Genomic DNA, 24,668 nt, shown 5'->3' on the forward strand with positions numbered 1-24,668 from the left:
CGCGACTCCGCGTCGGCCGTGCCGTACGGGGAACTCGGGCGTCCGGGGACGGAGACCGCCCGTCGGCGGAGGAGGTGCCGTTGCCGTGGACGACTGGGAGACTTGGGAGAAGCACGACGAGGTACGGCTGTCGCTGCGTGAACGGGTCGTGCTGCTGCAGATCGAGGCCCGCCTCAGGCAGGACCACAGGTTCGCGCGCCGCATGGGCGACGCGCATCGAGAGGTGTGGCTGCCAGTGGCGGTGCTGCTGCTGGGCGTCGCCTCGGCGTTCGCCGCCGTCATGGGTGTACGTACCTCGGACCCCGCACTGCTGTGGTGCTTCGCGCTGCTCTGGCCGCTGACCCTCTTCCAGACGTTCCGCCTCCTGTGCCGAGCGGTCCGCCGCCGCGCCGGCGCCCGCTCCGGAGGAGGGAAGAACGCGCGGCCGTGGTGCTGAGGGGGAGAGGGCGGCGGGTCGGCACGGGTTGTGCGGGAGGCAGGTCGTGCATACACGCATCCACAGGCCCCACCCGCCCTCACGGCACACGGCCACCGGGGACCGCAGGCCATGGCCGTGAGCCGAGCGGGAGCGCGGGAGCCGAGCCGCGTGACCACCCTCGGCTCGGCCGCCCCCGGCCTGACCGGATGACCCCTCCGCTTACAGGCCGACCGTCGGCCTCCGGCACCGGACCAGCCAGTCGGCCACCGGACCAGCCAACAGTCGGCCCCCGCGGCCCGACCAGCAGGCCTCCGCCCGACGAGCCAATCCCCGCCCCCAGACCCGACCAGGCGGCCGCGTCCTGGGTCCGGAACCCTGTCGGACCTCCCGGGCCCGGATCCAGACCGTCCCACCCCGTCCCTCAGCTCTCCTTCCCCCGCCCCGACAGCGCGTCGCGCATGCGGTCGACCAGGCCTGTGCCCGGGGCCAGCAGCTTGTCGACGGGGGGCGTGTCCGGGGCCGAGGGGTGCGGACGGGTCGGAGCGGTCTTCTTCGCGCGGCGTACCTTGTCGCCGAGGTCCATCAGCGCGTCCGCCGGACAGGCGGCCTCCAGCTTCGGGAAGAGGTTCTGTTCCTCGTCCATCACATGGGACCGGATCTCGCTCATCAGCTGTGCCATGAGCGTGTCGAACCGGGAATCGTCCGCTTGCAGGCCTTCCAGCTCCTTCATGATCTGCTCGGCCTTGGCGTGGTCCTCGAGTTCCTTGTCGGCCAGGGCATCCCCACCCGTGATGCGCTCGCGCACCGCCGGGTACAGATAGGCCTCCTCCGCGACCGAGTGCCGTACCAGCTCGATCGTCGCCTGGTCGGCGAGGTTCTTGCGGTCCTTCGAGCCGGGCGGCAGCGCCTCGATACGTCCGAAGATCTCCTCGACCTCGCGGTGATCGGTCGTCAGCTCCTGGATGACGTTTCCGCCGTGACCCATGTCGTCACCTCCTGCGATACAAGCGGCGGCCATGAGCGGCCTGCCGTCGCCGCGCCGAGTGCCCCGCGCACACCGCGCTACACGGCCCGCCCGCGTGGGGTCGGCGCGTCGAGTGGCGGGCCGCGGCCCGCCGGCCGGTCCCGGACGGCGCCCACCGCCACCACTGGTCCAGCGGTTCTTCGCTCAGCGCCCCGGCGTCCACCGGCGCCGACCGGCCACCACCCCGCGCCTGCGCCCACCTTGGCGCGCCCGCGACAGGATTGACGGCGATGACCGGGTGCCGGTGCTCAGGGTCGACGCCAGGCCGAGCAGCCGCGTGGTGACGACGTGACCACGGGGTCGCAGCGAGAGAGCGGCGCCGGAACTGTTCGGCCGTGGCGCACGGCCGCCAGTCGTCCGTGGCCGGGCGGGTGTCGGCCGGGCGGCGTGCGCCGTACTCGCCCTGTCGTGGGAGAACACCACCCCGGCCACGGACGGTAGTGGCCCCGCCGCGGCGGTGGCCGCGAGGGCGTGCCGGGCCGGGGCGACGAACGCGACGCCGGCGGATCCCGCGGCCGACAGATCCTGAACCTGCATGCAGCGCGGCCACCGTGGACGACCGGCCCGGGTGCGACGGCCACCTGCCGCTAACGGCGGCCGGGCCACTGCTCGACCGTGTGTGCTGCGCCGACCGCTCCGGTGTCGCCCGGCCTCGGACGCCGGCCGGCGGAGCTGGAGCGGGCCCGCCGGGCCTCACCCGCCCGGCGGTACGTCCGGCTGAACGGCCCGGGGTGCGACACGCCCGGGGAGAATCGTTGCATCAGGCGTGGGGCGGGGGCACAGTGAACCTCCCGGTCAAGACGCGGCTGGCTGATCCTTCCCCATCCAGGAAGCCCGATGTCCATGGAAAAAGGTCAGCTGTCCCGTGCCCGGGGCCGCCCAGGCGGTCCGGCTCCGCTGCTGCTGCAGACCGTGCACGAGCACCGGTCCGAGGCCGGCGCCGTCTGCGTCCTGAAGGCGCGGGGTACCGTCGACGCCACCAACGCCATGGAGTTCTCCGAGACGCTCGCCGAGCACATCGCCCAGGCCGACCGGGCCGGTGAACACGCCGTGCTGGACATGACCGACGTGTACCTCGCCTGCGCGGCCGCGGTACGGGCCGTGGACCGGGCCACCGGGGTCCTGGCCTTCTCCGGGCGCGCCCTGCCCGTCGTACAGCCCCGGCCGCACGTGCGGGAGGCGCTGCGCGGCGCGGGGCTGCCGGGCGTCCGGGTACACGCCACCATGGCGTCCGCCCTGAGCACCCTGGAGGCCCGGAGACGCGCCGACCCGCGGCCCGGCGGCACCGCTTGGTGAGCACACCGGTCCGCCCCGTCCGGCGCGGTGGGAGGGGCGGACCGCGGCCGGTCGCTTACCGTGCCCCGTGGTCAGGAAGAGGCCGCCCGAGTTCGTCGCACCGTCATGTCCGGGTGATGCCGTGAATCCCTCTTCCGACCCGTCCGCCGCCCCGGCACCGCTCGTCATCGAGTCGTCCGTCGTCGACGGACTGCCCGCCGAGGCGGCGCTGCTGCTGCGCATGTCCGGCACCCTCGACGCCGCGGGCGCCCAGGCCTGGTCGGTCGAGCTGCGGGGCCACCTCGAACAGGCGGACCGCGCGGGGCTGCGGCCCGTCCTGGACATGGCCCATGTGCAGCTCGGCGGCGCCGCCGTGCTGCACACGCTCAGCGAGGCGACACGGGCGCGCACCGGACGCCCGGACCTGGTCATCGTGCGTGCCCGGCCCGGGGTGCGCGAGGCGGTGCACCTCGCCCGTCTGGACGGTGTCCGGCTCTACGCCACCCTCGACGAGGCGCTGCGGGAGCTGGCCCGGGCCGCCTCGCGGGTGGAGGAACTGCCCGCCTGGCGGTCGCAGATGGCGGATCCGCTGCGGCCGAGCTACGAGGACCTGCGCAAGGAAGTCCGTGCGCTGCGCGCCCGGGTGCGCACCGCCCCGGTCATCGGCATGGCGCAGGGCGTGCTCATGGTCCGCTACGGCCTGCCGGACTCCGGCACCGCCTTCCGCGCGCTGCGCGAGGCCTCGCAGCGGTTCAACGTGCCGTTGCGCGTCCTCGTCTCCGCCGTGGTCGCGGCCCGGCCCCCGGACGGCGAGGTGTGGTTCCCGGGCCGCCGCTCCCTGCCCGTGCCGCAGCTGCGGATCCTGGCCCGCGACGGCCGCGACCCCCGCTACCGGCGGCAGATGATCGACGCCGTGCTGCACGAGGCGCTGGCCGCCGGGCAGGCGCCGGCCGGTTACGTCCGGTTCGCGGACCCGGCCGTGAACGCGCTGATGCTGGAGACCCACCACGGCTGCGCGGAACCGTTTCTCGACCATCTGGTGCGCGGTCGGGACGAGGGCACGCCGGACGCGCTCGCCCGGCTGCGCGGACGCCGGGTGAGCGTGCCGGACGTGGCCGCCGACGCGCTGCTCTCCGAGGAGGCCCGGCGCGTCCTGCTGAGCACGGGCACCGGCGCCCTGCAGAGCATCCCGGTACTGTCCTCGGCCGGCCCCTGCACCGGGGTGATCACCCTGCACTGGCCCGATGCCGGGCACCGGCCGACCGCCGCCCAGGCCGAGGCCCTGGAGCTGCTGGCCTCCGACGCGGCGGTCTGGCTGAGCTGGTACCACCGCTCGGTGCTCCTCGACGCCCTCGAGCACCTCCACCGGACGGTGACCGGCTCCGCCGCGCCCGCCGAGGACGGTGGGGGTGACCCGTGTCGTCCCGGGAACCCGGACCTCGCACACACCACGCACCACCCGGAGGGAGTCCGGCGCAAGTCCACTCCGCAGCAGCCCGAACGGCGGCGCAGTGACAAGGGGGGCGCCACCTCGCAGGACAGCGGCGAGGGCGGAGGGGTGCCTCCGGCACAGCGCCCGGATCACCCGTGAGTACCCGCGCCCCGAAGGGGTGCGGGGCGCGCCCCGCCACAGCCGATCCGCACCCGGCGTCCGGCACCATCCGACAGGGGGTCTCCGACCGCGGCCCGACTACGCTCTCCCCATGCGCATCTCAGTCTCCTCCGACATGGACGAACCCGTCGCCCGCGCACTCGTAGAGGACTTGCGGCGGCGTGGCCACGACGTGCGCCCGCACGGTGCCCTGCGCCCCGGCGCGGACGCCCGGTGGGCCGCCTGCTCGGAGGCGGCCGCCCGGGACGTGGCCGAGGGTGCCGCCGATCAGGCGGTGGTGTGTTGCTGGACCGGCACGGGCGCGTCCATCGCGGCCAACAAGGTGCCCGGTGTGCGCGCGGCGCTGTGCACGGACGCCGTCACGGCGGACGGCGCGCGCCGCTGGAACGACGCCAACGTCCTCGCGCTGAGCCTCCGCCTGACCTCGGAACCCCTGCTGAAGGAGATCCTCGACGCCTGGTTCGCCGGCGAGCCCAGCCAGGATCCCGAGGACCGGCAGAACGTGCACCGCGTCGGCCGCCTGGACGCCGCCCGGAACTCCTAGGCCCCCGTCAGTGGGCGCCGAGTCCGCCGCCGCCGAACGAGCCGCTGGAACCCCGGCTCCAGCGCGGACGGTCCTTCGACGCGCTCGGCCTGGAGTCCTGGTTGCGCAGCTCGTACGGGGTGAGGGGACGGCCGCCCTCGGGGGTCTGGGGGACCTCTTCGAAATCCCTGTTCTCCCGCACCTCGCGCACCGGGCCCTCGGGCGGCAGCGTGGGCTGTTCCTCGGGCCGCGGCCGAGGGGACTCGCGGTACCTGACGCGTGAGGTCATCCAGTAGCCGCCGGCGAGCATCACCACCACGCCGAGGCCGATCACGACGAACAGCACGAGGACTATCAGGCCGCTCGTCGCGGCCAGCTGCATCGATGCAGTGTTCATAGGACAGGAATACCCCGCACAGAACCGGACGAACCGGACACTATGCGTGACCGGTGGCGGACGGACGGCGACCTGGCTCCTGCCGGCAGCCCGTCCGGGCGCGTCGGGGCGCCATCCGTTCCCGCGCAGTGGTTTGTGGCTCTGCGCCCCGGCTACCCGCACGGTGTGACATCGCCGACTGCGCAGCAGCTCTACCGGTTCCTGGAGGACCGCTTCGCCTGTGCCCAGGCGTGCACCGAGTGCGCCCGGGCCTGTGCGGTGCGCGCGAGCCTGGTCGACCCGGACGGCAGCGACCGCCACGAGCGGGTCCGCAGGCTGGGCATCATGTGCGCCGAAGTGTGCGACGCCACCTGCCACGTGCTGAGTGAGGAGGGCCGGCAGGACGAGGGCGAGATCCGGGTCCGCCTGGAGTGGTGCCGCTCGGTCTGCCTGGAGTGCGCGGGCGCTTTCGACGAGCAGCCCGGCGCCGAGTCGGCGGCGGCCGGCTGCCGCTCCTGCGCCGAGGCCTGCTCCGAGTTCCTGCGGAGCCTCGCGTGACCTTCGGCGGAATTCCCCCGTGGCGCGTCATTCCCTATTTCTGAAACACGTTCTACGGTGTGCGCCGTCAGGACCGCCCTTGGGGAGCCTGGAGGCGCCGTGCATCTCGACCACACGCCCGAGCAGCAGCGACTGCGCGCCGAACTGCGCGCCTACTTCGCCGAGCTGGTTCCGGACAACGCCTACGCCCGGTATGCCGACCCGGTCGCGCAGAAGCGGTTCTACCGCGACACCATCCGACGGCTCGGCACCGACGGCTGGCTCGGCGTCGGCTGGCCCGAGGAGTACGGCGGGCGCGGCATGACGGCGATGGAGCAGTTCATCTTCTTCGACGAGGCCGCGCAGGCCGGCGTACCGCTGCCGCTGATGGCGCTGAACACGGTCGGCCCGACGCTCATGCGGTACGGCACCGAGGAACAGAAGGCGTACTTCCTGCCCCGGATCCTCGCCGGCGAGATCGACTTCGCGATCGGCTACAGCGAGCCCGATGCCGGCACCGACCTCGCCTCCCTGAGGACCCGGGGGGTGCGGGACGGGGACGAGTACGTCGTCGACGGCCAGAAGATCTGGACGACCAACGGCGACACCGCGGACTGGGTGTGGCTGGCCGTGCGCACCGACCCGGCCGCCCCGCCGCACAAGGGCATCACCATGCTGCTGGTGCCGACGTCCGACCCCGGCTACTCCTGCACCGTCATCAACACGCTCGCCTCGCACGACACCACCGCGAGCTACTACGAGAACGTCCGCGTCCCCCTCTCCCGCCGCGTCGGCGAGGAGAACCAGGGGTGGCGGCTGATCACCAACCAGCTCAACCACGAACGCGTCACCCTCGCCGCCCACGGCACCATGGCCATCCGTGCCCTGCACGACGTGCAGCGCTGGGCCATGGAGACCAAGCTCGCCGACGGCCGCCGGGTCGCCGACCTGCCCTGGGTGCGCCGGCTGCTCGCCCGCACCCACACCCGGCTCGACGCGCTGAAGCTGCTCAACTGGCAGATGGTCGGCGCCGTCGAGGACGGCACGCTCACCCCGCAGGACGCCTCCGCCGTCAAGGTCTACGGCTCCGAAGCCCGCCGGGACGCCTACGCCTGGCTGATGGAGATCGTCGCGGCCGCGGGACCGCTGAAGGAGGGCTCGGCGGGCGCCGTCCTGCACGGAGAACTGGAGCGCGGCTACCGCTCGGCGGTCATCTTCACCTTCGGCGGCGGCAACAACGAGATCCAGCGCGAGATCATCTCCTGGATCGGTCTGGGGATGCCGAGGGTGCGGCGCTAGCCTGCGGACATGGGCGACCCCGGGCTGTTCACGCCGAACTCCGTGACCTGGCAGATGCACGGCGACCCGATGATGTGGGTCGCCGGCGTCCGTGCCCTGTACCTCCAGGCCCTGCACCCGCGCGCGGTGCGCGGCGTCATGCAGAACTCGGACTTCCGCCGCGACGCCTGGGGCCGGCTGATGCGCACCGCCCATTTCGTCGGCACGACGACGTACGGCACCACCGAGGCGGCCGAGCGCGCCGGCGCCCGCGTACGGAAGATCCACAGCATGCTGACGGTGACCGACCCGGACACCGGCGAGCGGTACGGCGTCGACGAACCCGGGCTGCTGCTCTGGGTGCACTGCGCGGAGATCGACTCCTATCTGCACGTCCTGCGCCGCTCCGGCTTCCCGCTCACCGACGCCCAGGCCGACCGGTACATAGCCGAACACCGGGTCAGCGCCCGCCTGGTGGGCCTCGCCCCGGAGACCGTACCGGCGAGCCGGGCCGAACTCGCCGCGTACTTCGAGAAGATACGGCCGGAGCTGGCGGCGGGACCCGAGGCACGCGCAGTGGACGACTTCCTGCTCCGGCCGCCGACGCATCCCCTCCTCGTCCCGGCGCGCGAGGTGCTGTGGCGGCGCGTGGCGCACCTGGCGTACTCCGCTCTGCCGCCGTACGCCCATGAGCTGTACGGCAGACCGGCCCCCGCGCCCGCCGTCGTCACCCGCCGGCTGCGGGCCACGGGCGCGCTGCTGCGGCGCGTTCCCGCACGTGTGCGCTGGCAACTGCCGCCCAAACACATCCTGCGGGCCATGGCGCGGCTCGGACCTCAAGCACGTCCGGCACCATACAAAGTCGGGCGATAGGCCGCCATACTGGACGAGCAGGGGGGTGTGGCGCGGATCGGGCCGGCGCGTGGGGCGCGGCTGCGAACGGGCCTCCCGGCGGCGGGGCGGGCGGCGACGGGGGCGGCGGATCGCTATGGGGGAGAACACGCTGGTTCAGGGCCGGTACCGGCTGCTCGACCTGATCGGGCGGGGCGGCATGGGCGAGGTGTGGCGGGCCCGGGACGAGTCCCTGGGCCGGCAGGTCGCCGTGAAGTGCCTCAAGCCGCTCGGTCCGTACCACGATCCGTCCCTCGCCGGCGTCCTGCGCGAGCGTTTCCGCCGCGAGGCCCGGGTGGCCGCCGCCCTCTCGCACCGCGGAGTGACCGTCGTCCACGACTTCGGCGAGTCCGAGGGTGTTCCGTATCTGGTGATGGAGCTCCTGGAGGGCCGCGATCTGAGCCGGCTGCTGCAGGACAACAAGGGCCACCCGCTGCCGGTGGACGACGTGGAGGACATCGCCGCGCAGCTCGCCGCCGCTCTCGCCTACACCCATCAACGGGGCGTCGTCCACCGCGACCTGAAACCGGCCAACATCGTCCGGCTGGCCGACGGAACGGTGAAGATCTGCGACTTCGGCATCGCCCGCCTCGGCCACGACATCGGCTTCACCGCCCGGCTGACCGGCACCGGCGTCGCGCTGGGCACCCCGCACTACATGTCCCCGGAACAGATCGGCGGCGACGCGGTGGACCAGCGCAGCGACCTGTACTCGCTGGGCTGCGTGCTGTACGAAATAGCCACCGGTGCACCGCCCTTCGACCTGGAGGACGCCTGGGCGATCCTCATCGGCCACCGCGACACCCCGCCCCGGCCCCCACGCGAGCAGCGCCCCGAGCTCCCCGGCCGCCTCGAGCGCGTCATCCTCGACCTGCTGGCCAAACGGCCCGAGGAACGGCCGTGCGACGCGGGGGAGTTGGTCCGCAGGCTCCGTGGCCGTACCACAACCGCCGCGCGTGCCACGGCCGTGGAGATCCCTGAGGCGGGAGGAGCAGCCCGGCTGCCCTCCTGGACACAGGGCATGACGACCGGCCACAAGGCGTTGGGTGCCGGACTCGGTTCCTTGCCGCCGGACCCGGGGGCGGCTCTGTCGAGCCGATGGGACGCGCCCCACAGGGGCCCGGGGCCGTATCCGACCGGCGGCTCCCGCCGCGTGGGCGCGAACAGCCACAACGCACCCGCGGACGCCATACGGCCCGTACCGGCATCCGCCTCGGAGCGCACGGCATCCCCCGCGGAGCGCACCGTACCCCCCGCGGAGCACACCGCCCTGCGCCGCGAGGCCCTCCGGCTGGCCGGGCTCGGCCGGTGGGACGAGGCGCTGGCCGCCTACGCCGGCCTCGCCGAGGCCGGTGCGCGCGTCCTCGGCGCCGACCACCCCGACACCCTCGCCGCCCGCCAGGAGACCGCCTATGCGCTGGGCCGGCTGGGCCGCCACTTCGAGGCCCACCAGGTGTACGCGGAGGTGCTGGCCGCCCGGATGCGCGCCATGGGCCCCGATCATCCCGAGACCCTGCGCTGCCGCCACAACCTGGCCTGCACCCTGGGCCGGCTCGGCCGCCTGGACGACGCCGGCCGTACGGCCCTGGAGGTGGCCGCCGCCCGGGCCCGCGTGCTCGGTCCCGACCATCCCGACACCCTGGTCTCGCGCTGCGAAGTCGCCTATGTCCAGGGGCAGTCGGGCCACTGGGAGGAGGCGCTGCGCATCTACCGCGAGGTCGCCGGGAGCAGAGCCCGCGTCCTCGGCGCCGACCACCCCGACACCCTGGCCGCCCGCTACGAGACCGCCCTCAGCCTCGGCCGCCTCGGCCGCAGCGCGGACGCCCTGCGCCTGTACCGCGAGCTGGTCGCCGACCGCACCCGCGTCCAGGGCCCCACCCACCCCGAGACCCTGCGTGCCCGGCACGGCCTCGGGGTCAACCTCGGCCGGCTCGGGCACTGGGACGAGGCGCTCACCGAGGCCCGCCACGTGCGCGCGCTGCGTGCGCGCGTCCTGGGTCCCGACCACCCCGACACGCTCGTCAGCCACCGCGAGGTCGCCGCCGCCCTGGGCTGGCTGGGCCGCTGGACGGACGCCCTCACCGAGTACCGCCGCGTCGCCACCGCCCGCGAACGCGTTCTCGGCGCCGACCACCCCGACACCCTCACCAGCCGCAACGACGAGGCACACTGCCTGGAACGCCTCGGCCGCAGCACCGAGGCCCGCGAGTTGTACCGAAGGGTCGCGGTGCTGAGCCGGCGGCGCGCCCCGGGCGGATGCTGACCGGTCGTCGGTGTTCGGCCCCGCCGCCGGACGGGCGAGTGTCCGCGGACCGCGGATGGCGCCGATGATCCGGACAGCCGGTTCCTGTCCGCGGCTGGTCCAAGTGGACGGACCACGTCACCACGGAAACGTGTGGCTTCCCACCCTGATCATCTCGTGTTACCAAGGACCATGCCTGCGAACGAGGGAACCCGCACATACGACGCCGTCATCGTCGGTGGGGGCCACAACGGCCTGGTCGCCGCCGCCTATCTGGCCCGCGCCGGCCGTTCGGTGCTGGTGCTGGAGCGTCTGGACCACACCGGCGGCGCCGCGATCTCCACCCGCCCGTTCGCCGGTGTCGACGCCCGGCTGTCGCGCTACTCCTACCTGGTCAGCCTGCTGCCGAACAAGATCGTGCGCGACCTCGCCCTGGACTTCCGCGTCCGCTCCCGCACCATCTCCTCGTACACTCCGGCGGAGCGGGACGGCCGGCCCACGGGACTCCTCGTCGGAGGCGGCGAGCAGCGCACCCGGGAGGCCTTCGCCCGGCTGACCGGCGGCGAGCGCGAGTACCAGGCCTGGCAGCGCTTCTACGGCATGACCACGCGCGTCGCCGAACGCGTCTTCCCCACCCTCACCGAGCCCCTGCCCACCCGCGACGAACTGCGCCGCCGCATCGACGACGACACCGCCTGGCGGGCCCTGTTCGAGGAGCCGATCGGTGTCGCCGTCGAGGAGAACTTCACGGACGACCTGGTCCGCGGCGTGGTCCTGACCGACGCCCTGATCGGCACCTTCGCCGACGCCCACGACCCCTCCCTCGCCCAGAACCGCTGCTTCCTCTACCACGTCATCGGCGGCGGCACCGGCGCCTGGGACGTGCCCGTCGGCGGCATGGGCGCCCTCACCGACGCCCTGGCCGACGCCGCCCGCTCGGCCGGTGCGGTCCTCGCGACCGGGCACGACGCGGTCCGGATCGCCACCGACGGGCACACCGCGGAGGTCACCTACCGCACGGCCGACGGTGAGGGCGTCGCCGCCGCCCGGCACGTCCTGGTGAACGCCTCCCCGCAGGAACTGGCCCGCCTGACGGGGGACCCGTCACCGGAACCCGCCGAGGGCGCCCAGCTCAAGGTCAACATGCTGCTCACCCGGCTGCCCGAGCTCAGGGACCCGGCCGTCGACCCGCGCGAGGCCTTCGCCGGCACCTTCCACATCGCCGAGGGCTACCGGCAGCTCGCCACCGCCCACGCCCAGGCCGCCGCCGGTGAACTCCCCTCCGTGCCGCCCTCGGAGATCTACTGCCACTCCCTGACCGACCCCACCATCCTCGGCCCCGAGCTCGCCGAGCGCGGCTACCAGACCCTCACCCTGTTCGGCCTGCACACCCCGGCCCGGCTCTTCGACCGGGACAACGACGCAGTGCGCGAGGAGCTGCTGAAGTCCACCCTCGCCCAACTCGACGCCCAGCTCGCCGAACCCCTCGCCGACTGCCTGGCCACCGACGCCGACGGCCGCCCCTGCATCGAGGCCAAGACCCCGCTCGACCTCGAACGGGACCTCGGGCTGCCCGGCGGCAACATCTTCCACCGCGCCCTGTCCTGGCCGTACGCCCAGGCGGAGACCGGCCGTTGGGGCGTGGAGACCCGGCACACGAACGTCCTGCTGTGCGGCGCGGGCGCGGTGCGCGGGGGAGGAGTGAGCGGGGTGCCGGGGCACAACGCGGCCATGGCGGTGCTGGAAGCCACCGAGTAACGGCGCCGCACCCCAAAGAATCCGACCGCACAGCATGTGACCGCCAAAGAATCTGACGGAACGTCAGAAAAGCTCTTCCGTCGTCCGGCCGGCTGCGGCATCCTGCGCCCATGCAGACGGAGCTGAGCAGGAAACTGGGAGTCGAGCACGCCGTCTTCGGCTTCACGCCGTTCCCCGCCGTCGCCGCGGCCATCAGCCGGGCCGGCGGCTTCGGTGTGCTCGGCGCGGTCCGCTACACCGCCCCCGACGACCTCAAACGCGACCTCGACTGGCTCGACGCGCATGCCGACGGACGGCCCTACGGACTCGATGTCGTCATGCCCGCGAAGAAGGTCGAGGGCGTGACCGAAGCGGACGTCGAGGCGATGATCCCGGAGGGACACCGGCGGTTCGTGCGGGACACCCTCGCCAAGCACGGCGTCCCCGAACTGGCCGAGGGCGAGGCGTCCGGGTGGCGGATCACCGGCTGGATGGAGCAGGTCGCGCGCACCCAGCTCGACGTCGCCTTCGACTACCCGATCAAACTGCTGGCCAATGCCCTCGGCTCCCCGCCCGCCGACGTCGTCGCCCGCGCCCACGACCGGGGCCTGCTGGTCGCCGCGCTCGCGGGCAGCGCCCGGCACGCCCGCAAGCACCAGGAGGCGGGCATCGACATCGTCGTCGCCCAGGGCTACGAGGCCGGGGGCCACACCGGCGAGATCGCCACCATGGTGCTCACGCCCGAGATCGTGGAGGCCGTCGACCCGCTGCCCGTCCTGGCCGCGGGCGGCATCGGCAGCGGGCAACAGGTGGCTGCCGCACTCACACTCGGCGCTCAGGGCGTGTGGTTGGGCTCCATATGGCTGGCCACCACAGAAGCGGACCTGCACTCGCCCGCCCTGACCCGCAAGCTGCTCGCCGCCGGCTCCGGCGACACCGTCCGCTCCCGTGCCCTCACGGGCAAGCCCGCCCGGCAGCTCCGCACCGAGTGGACCGACGCCTGGGACGACCCGGCTGGACCCGGCACCCTGCCCATGCCGCTGCAGGGACTGCTGGTGGCCGAGGCGGTCTCCCGGATCCAGAAGTACGAGGTCGAACCGCTGCTCGGCACGCCGGTCGGGCAGATCGTCGGCCGGATGAGCAGCGAACGTAGCGTCCAGGCCGTCTTCGACGACCTCACCCGCGGCTTCGAGCAGGCCGTGGACCGCATCAACCGCATCGCCGGAAGGAGCGGCCAGTCGTGAGCACACCCCCCGCCGGATTCTGGGCACAAGCCACGCAGACCCCCGACCGCACGGTCCTCGTCGCCCCCGACGGCGAGGAGTGGACCGCCGGACGGCTGCACGGCGCCGCCAACCGGCTCGTCCACGGCCTGCGCGCGGCAGGCCTGGAGCGCGGCGACGCCTTCGCCGTCGTGCTGCCCAACGGCGTCGAGTTCATCACCGCCTACCTGGCCGCCACCCAGGCCGGCCTCTATCTGGTCCCGGTCAACCACCACCTCGTCGGGCCCGAGATCGCCTGGATCGTCGCCGACTCCGGCGCCAAGGCGCTCATCGCCCACGAGCGGTTCGGCCCGGCCGCGCGGGCCGCCGCCGACGAGGCCGGACTGCCGTGGAGCCAGCGGTACGCCGTCGGGGAGGTCGACGGCTTCCGGCCGTACGCCCAACTCCTCCACGGACAGCCGGAGTCCGTGCCCTCCGGCCGGGAACTCGGCTGGGTCATGAACTACACCTCCGGTACGACGGGACGCCCGCGCGGCATCCGCCGTCCGCTGCCCGGCAAGGCACCGGAGGAGGCCTACCTGGGCGGCTTCCTCGGGATCTTCGGCATCAAGCCGTTCGACGACAACGTCCACCTGGTCTGCTCGCCGCTCTACCACACGGCCGTCCTGCAGTTCGCGGGCGCGTCCCTGCACATCGGCCACCGCCTGGTCCTGATGGACAAGTGGACCCCCGAGGAGATGCTCCGCCGCATCGACACCCACCGCTGCACCCACACGCACATGGTCCCGACCCAGTTCCACCGTCTGCTGGCCCTGCCGGACGAGGTGAAGGCCCGCTACGACGTCTCGTCCATGCGGCACGCCATCCACGGCGCCGCCCCCTGCCCGGACCACGTCAAGCGGGCCATGATCGACTGGTGGGGCCACTGCGTGGAGGAGTACTACGCGGCCAGCGAGGGCGGCGGCGCCTTCGCCACCGCCGAGGACTGGCTCAAGAAGCCCGGCACGGTCGGCAGGGCCTGGCCCATCAGCGAACTCGCGGTCTTCGACGACGACGGCAACCGCCTCCCGCCGGGCCAACTGGGCACGGTCTACATCAAGATGAGCACCGGCGGCTTCTCCTACCACAAGGACGAGGCCAAGACCCGCAAGAACCGCATCGGTGACTTCTTCACCGTCGGCGACCTCGGCTACCTGGACGAGGACGGCTACCTCTTCCTCCGCGACCGCAAGATCGACATGATCATCTCCGGCGGGGTCAACATCTACCCCGCCGAGATCGAGTCCGTGCTGCTCGCCCACCCGGCCGTCGCCGACGCGGCCGCCTTCGGCATCCCGCACGACGACTGGGGAGAGGAGGTCAAGGCCGTGGTCGAACCCGCCCCCGGCCAGGAGCCGGGCCCGGCCCTCGCCGCCGCCCTCCTCGACCACTGCGCCGAGCGCCTCGCCGGCTACAAGCGGCCCAAGAGCGTCGGCTTCATCGCCGAGATGCCGCGCGACCCCAACGGCAAGCTGTACAAACGGCGGTTGCGGGACCCGTACTGGCAGGGGCGTACGCGGCCGGTCTGACCAGGGTCAGGTCTCCAGGAAGTCGGCGAGGCCGGCCGCGTCGGTGCCGATCTTGCGGTAGATGCTGGACAGCAGCTGCCGCACGCCCTGCTCGGTGAGACGCAGTTGCTTGGCGATGACCGCCACCGGGTGCCCCTGGGCGGTCAGTTCGGCGGTACGGCGTTCCTGGGGGGTCAGGGTGTCCGCCTGCGCGTAGCGGAGCGGCAGCGGCCGCAACCCGGCCGCCGAGAGTTCTTCCCTGGCCCGGGTGGCCAGCGCCTCGGCCCCGCAGTGGACGGCGCCTTCCAACCCCTGGTAGAGCCGGTCGGCGGCCTCCTGCAGCCGCCCGTTGCGGGACAGCGCGGCGCCGTGGCCGATCTGGGCACGGGCGAGCTCGTAGGCGGCGGGCGACTGCTCCAGGTGGTCGACGGCCTCGGCGTACAGGTCGAGTGCCGCCGGCCCGCCGGTCACCTCGGCGAGGGTGTGCAGGGCCTGGCCGATGATGGAGGCGGCGCCGAAGTCCTGGGCGCGTTGCACGGCGTCCCGCGCGTGGCGGACCGCCTCGTCCGGATCGGTGGGGGCGAGCGCCGAGGCGAGGTGGAGCTGCCACGGGCACCAGGCCGGGTTCCGCCAGGCGCGGCCGTCCAGCCAGTGGCCGACCGAGGACAGGAGAACCGCCGCCTCGGTGTGCCGTCCTTCCGCCAGGAGCAGTTGCGCGTACACGGTGCGTGGGTCGGGATAGATGACGGCGTTCGGAGTGGTCTCACCGAAGCCGTGCTCGTCGGCGAGGGCGCGTGCTTCGGTGATGCGTCCCCGGGCCAGCAGAGTCTGGACCAGGATGCCGACGGCGAACCACTGCGCGGGTACCGCTCCTGGCACCTTGTGGGCGATGCGCAGGCCCTCCCGTGTGAGATCCTCGGCTTCGGCCAGGCAGCCGCGGTGCAGGCGGATGTAGCCGGCGAGGCTCTGACCCAGGGCCAGATGGGAGCCCCGCCAGCCCTTCGCCACGCACTCGGCGATGCCTCGGTTGAACAACTCCTCGGCCCGTCGCGGCTGGTCGCCGTACATGAACACCAGGGCGACCGAGACGGGTACCTCGAAACCGTGGTTCTCGTCGATCCAGCTCATGCCGTCGTGCAGGGCCTCCTCGGCATACGCGAGGACGGTCTGCCGCGGTTCGCCGCGCTTGACGGCATCCCAGGCCCGCAGTCCCAGGATGTACCGCTCCTCCAGACTGCGACCGGGCAACTTCTCGGCCAGACGTGCCAGGGTCCGGGAGCGGGCGGGCGAATCGGGGTCGTCGGTGCGGACCATGCTCCACACGAACTGATCGGCCTGCATCCGCAGTTTGACGCGCGGATTCTTGGCCTGCCGGGCTTCTTCCGCGGCCACCGCCACGGCCTCGGACAGCTGATCGGTGTGGGCCAGAGCCTGCGTCAGCCGGAAGACGATGGAAGCACGCAGATCCGGGTCGACGTCGGGCTCCGCCAGCGCCTGGCGCAGATGCCTCACCGTGGCCGTGGGCTCGATCAGGAACGTGGCACACGCCAGTTCGTGAAGGAGCCCGGCACGGTCCTCGGGAAAGGGTGGCTCCTGCAGCGCACGGGAGAGCAGACGCCGGGCGGCCTCGGTCGCCCCGGCGCGAAGGTATGCGCGAGCGGCCTCGCGCAGGCAGGCGACCGTCTCGGCATTCCCTTCACAGGGGACCTCCAGCAGATGCCGGGCGGCGGCGGTGGCGCCGTATCCCGCCGCCAGGACGGCCTGCGCGGCGGCGTTGTGCAGACCGGCTCGGAAGCCCGTGCGGATGGACCGGTAGATCGTCGTGGCGATCAGCGGGTGAACGAACTCCAGCTCACCCTCGGGGCCCTGGCCCTCGGCAAGGATCCGGGCCGCGCGCAGTTTCTGGGTCGCCTCGGCGGCGGTCTCGTCACCGAGCACCGCGATGGTCGCGGCAAGCCGTGGCGAGAAGGGCGACCCCAGGACGGCCGCGGTGTGCGCGAAGCGGACGGTCGCCGTGTCCAGCCGCTCCAGACGCTCGATCAGCCCCGGACCCTTGATCGCCGCGGCGAGCTCACGCATCGCGGGCAGCTCGTCCTCGGTGCCGGTCAGTTTCCGCTCGGCGAGGCCGATGCCGAGCTCCACCGCTTCGAAGGGGCTTCCGCCGGTGGCCGACCAGCATTCCTTGCAGAAGCGGTCCTCGGCCGCTTCCCCGATTTCGTTCCTGATGATCTGCGCGACGCCGTCGGCGGTGAGCAGCGCCAGGTCATGGGGGCGGTTTCCCTGGTGTCCGAGCAGCGCGCGGAGTTCGCCCGCCTCGGGCGGCAGCTCGTCGGGCCGGTAGGCCGCCACGATCAACAGCGGAAGGTCCTCGACCCGTGATGCGAAGGACGCGAGCCAGCTCAGGGACTCGGCGTCCGCCCAGTGCAGGTCGTCCAGGAGCAGGACGACAGGGGCCTTCTTCACCGTGAGGCGTGTCATGACCCAGTCAAGACCTTCTCGGACCCCGGTCGGATCCGGAGCAGGGGCGGAACCCTTCGCTTCGAGACCGAGCGCGGCGGCGACGATGTCGTACCAGCTTCCCAGGAACGAGCGGAGCTGCGCCCGGTCCATGTCGGCCAGCGACGGCTGCACCAACTGGCGCACCACACGGAAGGCCGAGCCCTGTTCCGTCTCCCCGCCCCTGCCCGACAGCACCGTGAATCCGTGTGCGGCGGCCCGGGCACGTGCTTCCGCCATGAGTGCCGTCTTGCCCAGTCCGGCCGGCGCGGTGAAGGCGAGCAGTCCCCTGCGCCTGGCGCGCGGCACGCCGTCCGTGGTGCGTCGCAACTCCTCGAACGCCGCGCCGAGCGCCTGAAGTTCCCGTCGGCGTTCGATCAAGGTCTGCTGTTCCGTGATCGGTTGCCGCGGCTCCGTCGCCATGTGCCGTACCGCCTTCTGTCGCTCGGCCGGGGAGCCGAGCGTACGCCCGCCGGAGAGTGGGCCAGGCCGGATTGAGCTCCATAGGATGAATCACCGGCGGTGAGCGGGACAACGCCCGCTCACCGGGTATGAGACATGAATGGATTACGGCGCTGCGGACACCAACGCCACGTCGCCGTACCGTGGCACGGTGCGGGACCACTGGTAACACCCGCGGATCCAGCCGATCATGCCTTCCACGTAGCCGACTCCGGCGGGGCTCAACTCCGGTTTGAACTCGGCGTAGAGACTCTGCAACTCCTCGATCGTGCCGTTGATCCGCTGGATGGCCATGAGGACGGCCGCCGGCAGGGAGCACTCGTGCTCGCGCTGGTAGGCAAGGGCCAGATTGATCATTTCGCCCGCGCGCTGCTCCTTCACCGCGGAGAAGAGGTCGGGTATCCACACCGCGGCGTCGGCCGACAGGCGGCTCAGTCGCCGTACGACGGGGTGGTGGAGTTCGGCGGGGGACAGTTCGTGTGGCTGCGCGGCCTCGCACAGCGGGTGGAACGGCTCGACGCCCGCGGTCAGCGACCGTATGGAGGTGCAGTCACCGGTCCGCATCAGAAAGGGCTGTGCCTGCGCCACCGCTTCGTACAACAGGCCGTGCACATACTCACGGCTCTTCCAGGCCCACCGCGCCGCCTGCCCGGGTGTGCAGCGTTCCCTGACCTTCCGGTGGAGATCGGCCAGAGCCGCTCCGAGGGGAGTGCTGGGCGGCTGACCGTCCCGGAGGATCGCGACGCTCTCGCCCAGCATGGGCAGCAGCCTGCCCGGTGAGTGCCGACCGATGTCCTCCGCCCGGTCGTCGAAGACGAACTGATAGGCGATCTGATCGGCCACGATCTGCAGGAGCCCGGAATCCACGGTGGGACTGGTGCAGGACGCGAGCTCGGCGGGGCGAGTGCGGACGATCATCGCCGCCACACCCGGTTCGTCGGTCAGCCCCCACGCACTCAGCCATGCGTCCACGCCGGCCGCGACTTCGGATTCATACGGGTTGCGCTGGAACGGGAAGGGCATGTGGAGGTGGTTGTCGATCAGGTCCCCGAGGGTGGGGGCCGCGACACCGTCCGGTACCCCGACCATGACGTCCTCATGCGTTGTCGGCAACGTGATCACCTGCCGTTCGGGAGTCCGATGCGCGATGACGGGCCTCGCAGACCATGAACAGTGCTCGATGGCCCAAGGTGATCGCGGGCCGCGGTGCCCGTTCGACGTACCCGGGCAGATGGCGCAGCCGCCGCCGGCCGGCGAGGGTCGCCAGTGCCAGGGTGGCCTCCACCATGGCGAACTCGTCACCGAGGCATTTGCGGTTGCCCGCGGAGAACGGCATCAGGGCGCGGCGCTGTGCGGCGGTGGGTGTGCCCGGCAGCCAGCGGTCGGGATCGAAACGCTCGGGGTCGGGGAACGACGAGGGATCGTGATGGAGCAGGTAGGGGCTGTACAGAACGTTGGCTCCCACGGGCAGGCGGCATCCGGCGAGTTCCGTCTCCCGGGTGGCGACGCGGGTGAACAGCCAGCCGGGGGACGAGTGGCGCAGCGTCTCGGAGACGACGCAGCGGGTCTGGACGAGGTGCGCCAGATCCTCGGGGCCGGGCCGTCGGCCGCCGGGGAGGACGGCGTCGAGCTCGGCGTGCAGACGGCGTTCCGCCTCCGGATGGCGGGCCAGCAGGGAGAAGGCGTCGGCCAGGCACAGCGCCGGGGCCTCGACGCCCGTGAGCAGCAGCGTGATCAGGTGATCGTGGACCTCCTGATCGGTGATCGCCGCCGCTCCGCCGTCGCCGCGCGCCGCCGCGAGCAGCGTCCCCAGGACGTCGTCGCGGTCGGCGCCCCCGCGGCGCTGCGCGATCGCCTGGTCGATGACGGCGTGCAGGCGCGACAGCGCGTGCCGGTAGCGGCGGTTGGCGGGTGTGGGGAGGCGGAACAGGGCGTCGATCGGTACGACCGTGCGGACGAACAGGCCACGGACGACCTCCGTGAGACAGTCCCGCACCTCGGCGGTCGTCGCGTCGTCCAGCGAGTCGGAGAGCAGGACCCGGCTGATCACGCGTGTCGTGAGGCCCATCATCGCCTCGGTGACGGGAACCGCCCGGCCCGCCGGCCAGGCGTCGCACACCGCTTCGGCCTCTTCGGCGACGAGATCCGTGTACGCGGCGACGTGGGAGGGGCGGAAGCCAGGTTGCAGCAGCCTGCGTTTGTCGCGGTGCGTCGGCTGGCGGCAGGTGACGAGGCCGTCGCCCATCAGCTTGCCGAGCCTGTCGTACAGCGGGCCGCCCTTGTCGAAGGTGTGCGGATCCATGAGCACCTGGTGGGTGAGTTCCGGGTGGCACACCATCCAAGCGCGCCGGGGGCCCAGCCGTATCTCGACGAGATCTCCGTGCGCGGGCAAAGAATTCAGAAATGCCAGCGGCCGACGGTATAAGGCGATACCGTGGCCGAGGAGTGGGAATATGCCGGGAGCAGTACCTGTCCGCCAGGTGCGTTCTTGTTCGGGCACAACACGACTCATGGAAAACCTCCCGCGCAGCGCTGTGCGCGAAATGTGGGGGGATTGCCGGGGACTTGCTCGACACAAGTCCTGCCCAGGTTGAGCGCTGCAAGGTGCCCCGAAAGCTTTCTCCAAAGGGGCGCACAGAAGCACACAGAAGCAAAAGTCGCGTTCGGCGAATGACCGTTGACGCTTGACCTGCCTCCGCGACGGACCCAGGATCAAGAGCCATGACCCAGGGACACGGCAGCACGGTCGACGGGGTGCTGCGCCGCAGCGCCCGGCGCACCCCGGCCCGCCACGCGGTGGAGTACGGCGAGCGCCGCTGGACGTACGAGGAACTGGACGACGCCGTCTCCCGCGCGGCCTCCGTGCTGCTCGCGGAGGGTCTCACGCCGGGCGACCGGGTCGGTGCCTACGGCCACAACTCCGACGCCTACCTGATCGGCTTCCTGGCCTGCGCCCGTGCGGGCCTGGTCCATGTGCCGGTCAACCAGAACCTGACCGGGGCCGACCTGGACTACCTCGTCGGCCAGTCCGGCAGCAGCCTCGTGCTCGCCGACCCGGGCCTCGCCGGGCGGCTCCCGGACGGCGTACGGGTGGTGCCGCTCAGGGACGCAGGGGACTCGCTGCTGGCCCGGCTGGCGGACGCACCGCCGTACGACGGGCCCGAACCCCGCACCGAGGACCTGGTGCAGCTGCTGTACACCTCCGGTACGACAGCCCTGCCCAAGGGCGCGATGATGACCCACCGGGCCCTCGTGCACGAGTACCTGAGCGCGATCACAGCCCTGGACCTGAGCGCCGGCGACCGCCCGGTGCACGCGCTGCCGCTGTACCACTCGGCGCAGATGCACGTGTTCCTGCTGCCGTACCTCGCCGTCGGCGCGAGCAACATCATCCTGGACGCTCCCGACGGGGACCGGCTGCTCGACCTGATCGAGGCGGGCCGCGTGGACAGCCTGTTCGCGCCGCCCACGGTGTGGATCGGGCTGGCGGGGCGGCCCGACTTCGCCACCCGGGACCTCGACGGGCTGCGCAAGGCCTACTACGGCGCGTCGGTCATGCCCGTCCCGGTGCTCGAGCGGCTGCGGGAGCGCCTGCCGCGACTGGACTTCTACAACTGCTTCGGGCAGAGCGAGATCGGCCCGCTGGCCACGGTCCTCGGCCCCGACGAGCACGAGGGCCGGCTGGACTCCTGCGGGCGGACCGTGCTGTTCGTGGACGCACGGGTGGTGGACGACCGGGGAGAGGACGTGCCCGCCGGCACACCGGGCGAGATCGTCTACCGTTCACCGCAGTTGTGCGAGGGCTACTGGGACAAGCCCGAGGAGACCGCCGAGGCCTTCCGGGACGGCTGGTTCCACTCCGGGGACCTCGCGGTGCGTGACGCCGACGGCTACCTCACCATCGTGGACCGCGTGAAGGACGTCATCAACTCCGGTGGCGTTCTGGTCGCTTCACGTCAGGTCGAGGACGCGCTGTACACCCACGAGGCGGTCGCCGAGGCCGCCGTGATCGGACTGCCCGACGAACGGTGGATCGAGGCCGTCACCGCGGTCGTGGTCCGGTGCGGTGAGGTGACGGAGGATCGGCTCATCGCGCACGTGAAGGAGAAGCTGGCCCCGTTCAAGGCGCCCAAACGGGTACTGTTCGTCGAGGAGTTGCCGCGCAATGCCAGCGGGAAGATCCTCAAGCGCGAACTGCGGGACCGCTTCAGCGGCTAGCCGAGGGCCTCACCGGTCCTGGACGGCAGCAGTGCGTCGGCCAGCAACCGCCACTGCGGCAGCGCCGATTCGCCCGGCTCTACACCGATCACCTGCACGGCGACGTGATCGGCGCCCGCCTCGACATGACCGTGCAGCTTCCGCACGACCGTGTCCGCGTCGCCCCAGAACACCAGGTCGTCCACGAACCGGTCGCTGCCTCCGCCGGAGAGGTCGTCGTCGGTGTATCCGAGGCGCCGGAACTTGGCGATGTTGTAGGGGGTTTCGAGGTAGCCGTGCAGGTGCTCGCGCGCGAGGGCGCGGGCCCGGTCCGGGTCGGCCTCGAACAGCACGGCGTGCTCGACGGCCAGGAAGGCGTCCGGTCCGAGGATCTCCCGCGCCTGCGCCGTGTGGTCCGTGGTCACGTGGTAGGTGTGGGCGCCCTCGGCGCGGTCGCGGGCCAGTTCCAGCATCCTGGGGCCGTACGCGGCCAGCAGGCGCCGAACGGGCTGCGCCGGGCGGGGGTTGGGCGTCTCCAGGGCGTCCATCTCGTCGAGGTACCCGGCCATGGCGGCGAGGGGTCTGACCCCCGGGCGAGGCTGCCCGCCGAAGCCCAGGCCGAGCACGTGCCGCCCCGGGTGGGCGTCCGCGAGCAGCACGGCCGCGCCGTGCGTCCAACGGGCCTCCCGGGACCAGATCCGGGCGATGCCGTTGACGACACTCAGCCGCCGGCTGGAAGCGAGCAGGAACCCTGCGTGCGTGAACGCGTCCCGCCCGAGGGCCTCCGGGATCCAGAGGGCCGGCCAGCCCAGTTCCTCCAGCTCCTGGACCGAGTCGCGGATCCGCGCGGCCGGCTGGTGCTCGAAGTCGAAGGTGTAGATCCCGAACGTGCCGAGGTCCATGGCTGTGCTCCCTTGCAGGTGCATCGAGTTCGTTGATTCGAAATATCGCAGAATCTCGATATGAATCGCAAGAGGGAGCGCCGACGCAGGCGAGGCGAATGGCCTATAGGGTCTGGCCCAGCTCCGCGACAAGATCGGCGATGCGCTGCTCGTCCCGCTTGTAGTGGGTCCACTTGCCGACACGGGTGGCCCGGACGAGCCCCGCGCGCTGGAGCTCGGCCATGTAGGCGGACACGGTCGACTGGGCCAGCCCCGCCTTGGCCTGGATGTGGCTCACGCACACACCGACCTCGGCGGGATCGGCGATGGCCCTCTCCACCGGGAAGTGCTGCTCGGGCTCGCGCAACCAGCGCAGCATCTGCAGCCGCATGGGGTTGGACAGCGCTCGCAGCGCGTTGACCAGGTCGGCGTCCGTCATGGGCTCGGAGTATAGGTGTCCGGCGACGTTTCGAGGTACGTCGATACGAGTCGGCGCCTAGCCGGAGGCCTTCGGGCGCAGGTCCACGATCCGGCGGATCTTGCCCACCGAGCGCTCCAGGGACTCCGGCTCCACGATCTCCACGTCGACGGACACCCCTATCCCGTCCTTCACCGCCGCGCAGATGGACCGGGCCGCCGCGTCCCGCGCCTCCGGAGCCGCGTCCGCGCGGGCCTCGGCCCGGACGGTCAGCCGGTCCAGCCGGCCCTCCCGGGTCAGCCGGAGCTGGAAGTGGGGCGCCACGCCGGGCGTGCGGAGCACGATCTCCTCGATCTGGGTCGGGAAGAGGTTGACGCCGCGCAGGATCACCATGTCGTCACTGCGTCCGGTGATCTTCTCCATCCGCCGGAACGCCCGGGCCGTGCCGGGCAGCAGCCGGGTGAGGTCCCGGGTGCGGTACCGGACGATCGGCATGGCCTCCTTGGTCAGCGAGGTGAACACCAGCTCGCCGCGCTCGCCCTCCGCCAGCACCTCACCCGTGATCGGGTCGACCACCTCCGGATAGAAGTGGTCCTCCCAGATCGTCAGCCCGTCCTTGGTCTCCACGCACTCCTGCGCCACGCCCGGACCGATCACCTCGGACAGGCCGTAGATGTCCACGGCGTCGATCGCGAACCGCTCCTCGATCTCGCGCCGCATCCGCTCGGTCCAGGGCTCGGCCCCGAAGATCCCCACGCGCAGCGAGGTGCCGCGCGGGTCCACGCCCTGCCGCTCGAACTCGTCCAACAGCGTGAGCATGTAGGACGGGGTCACCATGATGACGGCCGGCTGAAGATCCTGGATCAGCTGCACCTGCCGGGCCGTCATGCCGCCGGAGGCCGGGACGACCGTACAGCCCAGGCGCTCGGCACCATAGTGGGCGCCCAGGCCACCGGTGAACAGCCCATAGCCGTAGGCCACATGCACGATGTCACCGGGACGCCCACCGGCCGCCCGGATCGACCGCGCCACCATGTCGGCCCACATGGAAAGGTCGTTTTCCGTATAGCCGACCACCGTGGGGCGCCCCGTGGTGCCACTGGAGGCGTGCAGTCGGCGGATCCGCTCGCGCGGTACGGCGAAGAGGCCGTACGGGTAGTTCTCCCTGAGGTCCGCCTTGCTCGTGAAGGGGAAGCGAGCCAGGTCGGCGAGGGACCGGCAGTCCTCGGGGCGGACACCGGCCTTGTCGAAGGACTCCCGGTAGAACGGCACGTTGTCGTAGGCGTGCCGCAGGGAGGCGCGCAACCGCTCCAGCTGGAGCTCCCGCAGCTCCTCGGGCCCGAGCCGTTCGCCCGCGTCGAGCAGGTCCGTCGCATCCGCCATCGAGTCGTCTCCCTCGCCGCACTCACATACCGGACGACCGATCATTCGGTCGAGCCGTACGGGGTCAGTAATTCAGGCCATGCGGCTCCAGGCAAGAGGCCCGCGGAGATTTTTCCGCTCCGGCCGCGCCGGAGAACGGGCCTTCCTG

The 24,668-nt window shown here is 72.2% G+C and carries 20 protein-coding genes; 12 read left to right on the top strand and 8 right to left on the bottom strand.

Annotated features, from left to right (window positions below; translation table 11 throughout):
- Positions 1–85 precede the first annotated feature (85 nt).
- The gene (locus ACFYZB_RS01925; protein WP_388753135.1) at positions 86–436 is read left to right on the top strand and encodes a DUF3040 domain-containing protein; all 351 of its coding nucleotides are present in this window, start codon (positions 86–88) and stop codon (positions 434–436) included.
- A gap of 403 nt (positions 437–839) precedes the next feature.
- Here ACFYZB_RS01925 and ACFYZB_RS01930 read toward each other — a convergent pair whose 3' ends face one another.
- Complete coding sequence (locus ACFYZB_RS01930; RefSeq protein ID WP_388753138.1) at positions 840–1,403, bottom strand: hemerythrin domain-containing protein; 564 nt, start codon at positions 1,401–1,403, stop codon at positions 840–842.
- An 876-nt stretch (positions 1,404–2,279) separates the two neighbouring features.
- Here ACFYZB_RS01930 and ACFYZB_RS01935 point away from each other — a divergent pair.
- The 3 genes from ACFYZB_RS01935 (at position 2,280) to ACFYZB_RS01945 (ending at position 4,873) form a co-directional block, all read left to right on the top strand.
- A complete protein-coding gene (locus tag ACFYZB_RS01935; RefSeq protein ID WP_388753141.1) occupies positions 2,280–2,738 on the top strand; it encodes an STAS domain-containing protein in 459 nt (152 codons plus the stop codon).
- Positions 2,739–2,859: 121 nt separating this feature from the next.
- Positions 2,860–4,308 (top strand): ANTAR domain-containing protein, encoded by a 1,449-nt coding sequence (locus ACFYZB_RS01940; protein ID WP_388753144.1) that lies wholly within the window; start codon positions 2,860–2,862, stop codon positions 4,306–4,308.
- A gap of 112 nt (positions 4,309–4,420) precedes the next feature.
- Positions 4,421–4,873, top strand: coding sequence for an RpiB/LacA/LacB family sugar-phosphate isomerase (locus ACFYZB_RS01945; RefSeq protein WP_388753147.1), 453 nt, complete (start codon positions 4,421–4,423; stop codon positions 4,871–4,873).
- A gap of 7 nt (positions 4,874–4,880) precedes the next feature.
- Here the strand turns inward: ACFYZB_RS01945 and ACFYZB_RS01950 are convergent, their stop codons facing one another.
- Positions 4,881–5,249, bottom strand: coding sequence for a DUF6479 family protein (locus tag ACFYZB_RS01950; protein WP_351205783.1), 369 nt, complete (start codon positions 5,247–5,249; stop codon positions 4,881–4,883).
- Between the two features lie 165 nt (positions 5,250–5,414).
- Here ACFYZB_RS01950 and ACFYZB_RS01955 point away from each other — a divergent pair, with 165 nt between their 5' ends.
- The 7 genes from ACFYZB_RS01955 to ACFYZB_RS01985 all read left to right on the top strand — a co-directional run bounded on the left by ACFYZB_RS01955 (position 5,415) and on the right by ACFYZB_RS01985 (position 14,704).
- Complete coding sequence (locus ACFYZB_RS01955) at positions 5,415–5,786, top strand: ferredoxin (RefSeq protein ID WP_388753150.1); 372 nt, start codon at positions 5,415–5,417, stop codon at positions 5,784–5,786.
- A 99-nt stretch (positions 5,787–5,885) separates the two neighbouring features.
- Positions 5,886–7,064 (top strand): acyl-CoA dehydrogenase family protein, encoded by a 1,179-nt coding sequence (locus tag ACFYZB_RS01960; RefSeq protein ID WP_351205787.1) that lies wholly within the window; start codon positions 5,886–5,888, stop codon positions 7,062–7,064.
- 9 nt (positions 7,065–7,073) lie between these two features.
- The gene (locus ACFYZB_RS01965) at positions 7,074–7,916 is read left to right on the top strand and encodes an oxygenase MpaB family protein (protein WP_388753154.1); all 843 of its coding nucleotides are present in this window, start codon (positions 7,074–7,076) and stop codon (positions 7,914–7,916) included.
- Between the two features lie 115 nt (positions 7,917–8,031).
- Positions 8,032–10,197, top strand: a complete 2,166-nt coding sequence (locus tag ACFYZB_RS01970; RefSeq protein WP_388753157.1) for a tetratricopeptide repeat protein — start codon at positions 8,032–8,034, stop codon at positions 10,195–10,197.
- 171 nt (positions 10,198–10,368) lie between these two features.
- On the top strand, positions 10,369–11,934 hold the full coding sequence (locus ACFYZB_RS01975; protein WP_388753160.1) for a phytoene desaturase family protein: 1,566 nt from the start codon (positions 10,369–10,371) through the stop codon (positions 11,932–11,934).
- A gap of 110 nt (positions 11,935–12,044) precedes the next feature.
- Positions 12,045–13,157, top strand: a complete 1,113-nt coding sequence (locus ACFYZB_RS01980) for an NAD(P)H-dependent flavin oxidoreductase (RefSeq protein ID WP_388753163.1) — start codon at positions 12,045–12,047, stop codon at positions 13,155–13,157.
- Positions 13,154–14,704: an acyl-CoA synthetase gene (locus ACFYZB_RS01985; protein WP_388753165.1), complete on the top strand. Its 1,551-nt coding sequence runs from the start codon at positions 13,154–13,156 to the stop codon at positions 14,702–14,704. The genes ACFYZB_RS01980 and ACFYZB_RS01985 overlap by 4 nt, the downstream gene beginning before the upstream one ends.
- A gap of 6 nt (positions 14,705–14,710) precedes the next feature.
- Here ACFYZB_RS01985 and ACFYZB_RS01990 read toward each other — a convergent pair whose 3' ends face one another.
- From ACFYZB_RS01990 to ACFYZB_RS02000, 3 genes are all read right to left on the bottom strand, one after another.
- The gene (locus tag ACFYZB_RS01990) at positions 14,711–17,602 is read right to left on the bottom strand and encodes an AAA family ATPase (protein WP_388753168.1); all 2,892 of its coding nucleotides are present in this window, start codon (positions 17,600–17,602) and stop codon (positions 14,711–14,713) included.
- 144 nt (positions 17,603–17,746) lie between these two features.
- Positions 17,747–18,763 (bottom strand): (-)-alpha-amorphene synthase, encoded by a 1,017-nt coding sequence (locus ACFYZB_RS01995; protein WP_388753171.1) that lies wholly within the window; start codon positions 18,761–18,763, stop codon positions 17,747–17,749.
- Positions 18,738–20,153, bottom strand: a complete 1,416-nt coding sequence (locus ACFYZB_RS02000) for a cytochrome P450 (protein ID WP_388753174.1) — start codon at positions 20,151–20,153, stop codon at positions 18,738–18,740. Before ACFYZB_RS02000 ends, ACFYZB_RS01995 begins: the two co-directional genes overlap by 26 nt.
- Before the next feature lie 209 nt (positions 20,154–20,362).
- Between ACFYZB_RS02000 and ACFYZB_RS02005 the strand changes: the two genes are divergently transcribed.
- A complete protein-coding gene (locus ACFYZB_RS02005; RefSeq protein WP_388753177.1) occupies positions 20,363–21,859 on the top strand; it encodes an acyl-CoA synthetase in 1,497 nt (498 codons plus the stop codon).
- Here ACFYZB_RS02005 and ACFYZB_RS02010 read toward each other — a convergent pair.
- From ACFYZB_RS02010 to paaK, 3 genes are all read right to left on the bottom strand, one after another.
- Positions 21,856–22,740, bottom strand: coding sequence for a TIGR03620 family F420-dependent LLM class oxidoreductase (locus ACFYZB_RS02010; protein ID WP_388753178.1), 885 nt, complete (start codon positions 22,738–22,740; stop codon positions 21,856–21,858). The genes ACFYZB_RS02005 and ACFYZB_RS02010 overlap by 4 nt on opposite strands.
- Before the next feature lie 103 nt (positions 22,741–22,843).
- A complete protein-coding gene (locus ACFYZB_RS02015; protein WP_388753179.1) occupies positions 22,844–23,158 on the bottom strand; it encodes an ArsR/SmtB family transcription factor in 315 nt (104 codons plus the stop codon).
- Between the two features lie 57 nt (positions 23,159–23,215).
- The gene (paaK, locus tag ACFYZB_RS02020; RefSeq protein WP_388753182.1) at positions 23,216–24,520 is read right to left on the bottom strand and encodes a phenylacetate--CoA ligase PaaK; all 1,305 of its coding nucleotides are present in this window, start codon (positions 24,518–24,520) and stop codon (positions 23,216–23,218) included.
- Between the last annotated feature and the right edge of the window lie 148 nt (positions 24,521–24,668).

This window comes from Streptomyces sp. NPDC001852 (genome assembly GCF_042891825.1).
Lineage (GTDB): Bacteria > Actinomycetota > Actinomycetes > Streptomycetales > Streptomycetaceae > Streptomyces.

What these genes read in the sequence shown, in the direction of transcription:
- paaK (WP_388753182.1), bottom strand. Translation starts at nt 24,520, where the DNA reads ATGGCGGATGCGACGGACCTGCTCGACGCGGGCGAACGGCTCGGGCCC.
- ACFYZB_RS01970 (WP_388753157.1), top strand. Translation starts at nt 8,032, where the DNA reads ATGGGGGAGAACACGCTGGTTCAGGGCCGGTACCGGCTGCTCGACCTG.
- ACFYZB_RS02015 (WP_388753179.1), bottom strand. Translation starts at nt 23,158, where the DNA reads ATGACGGACGCCGACCTGGTCAACGCGCTGCGAGCGCTGTCCAACCCC.
- ACFYZB_RS01945 (WP_388753147.1), top strand. Translation starts at nt 4,421, where the DNA reads ATGCGCATCTCAGTCTCCTCCGACATGGACGAACCCGTCGCCCGCGCA.
- ACFYZB_RS02000 (WP_388753174.1), bottom strand. Translation starts at nt 20,153, where the DNA reads ATGAGTCGTGTTGTGCCCGAACAAGAACGCACCTGGCGGACAGGTACT.
- ACFYZB_RS01950 (WP_351205783.1), bottom strand. Translation starts at nt 5,249, where the DNA reads ATGAACACTGCATCGATGCAGCTGGCCGCGACGAGCGGCCTGATAGTC.
- ACFYZB_RS01965 (WP_388753154.1), top strand. Translation starts at nt 7,074, where the DNA reads ATGGGCGACCCCGGGCTGTTCACGCCGAACTCCGTGACCTGGCAGATG.
- ACFYZB_RS01930 (WP_388753138.1), bottom strand. Translation starts at nt 1,403, where the DNA reads ATGGGTCACGGCGGAAACGTCATCCAGGAGCTGACGACCGATCACCGC.
- ACFYZB_RS02010 (WP_388753178.1), bottom strand. Translation starts at nt 22,740, where the DNA reads ATGGACCTCGGCACGTTCGGGATCTACACCTTCGACTTCGAGCACCAG.
- ACFYZB_RS01935 (WP_388753141.1), top strand. Translation starts at nt 2,280, where the DNA reads ATGTCCATGGAAAAAGGTCAGCTGTCCCGTGCCCGGGGCCGCCCAGGC.
- ACFYZB_RS02005 (WP_388753177.1), top strand. Translation starts at nt 20,363, where the DNA reads ATGACCCAGGGACACGGCAGCACGGTCGACGGGGTGCTGCGCCGCAGC.
- ACFYZB_RS01975 (WP_388753160.1), top strand. Translation starts at nt 10,369, where the DNA reads ATGCCTGCGAACGAGGGAACCCGCACATACGACGCCGTCATCGTCGGT.
- ACFYZB_RS01980 (WP_388753163.1), top strand. Translation starts at nt 12,045, where the DNA reads ATGCAGACGGAGCTGAGCAGGAAACTGGGAGTCGAGCACGCCGTCTTC.
- ACFYZB_RS01990 (WP_388753168.1), bottom strand. Translation starts at nt 17,602, where the DNA reads ATGGCGACGGAGCCGCGGCAACCGATCACGGAACAGCAGACCTTGATC.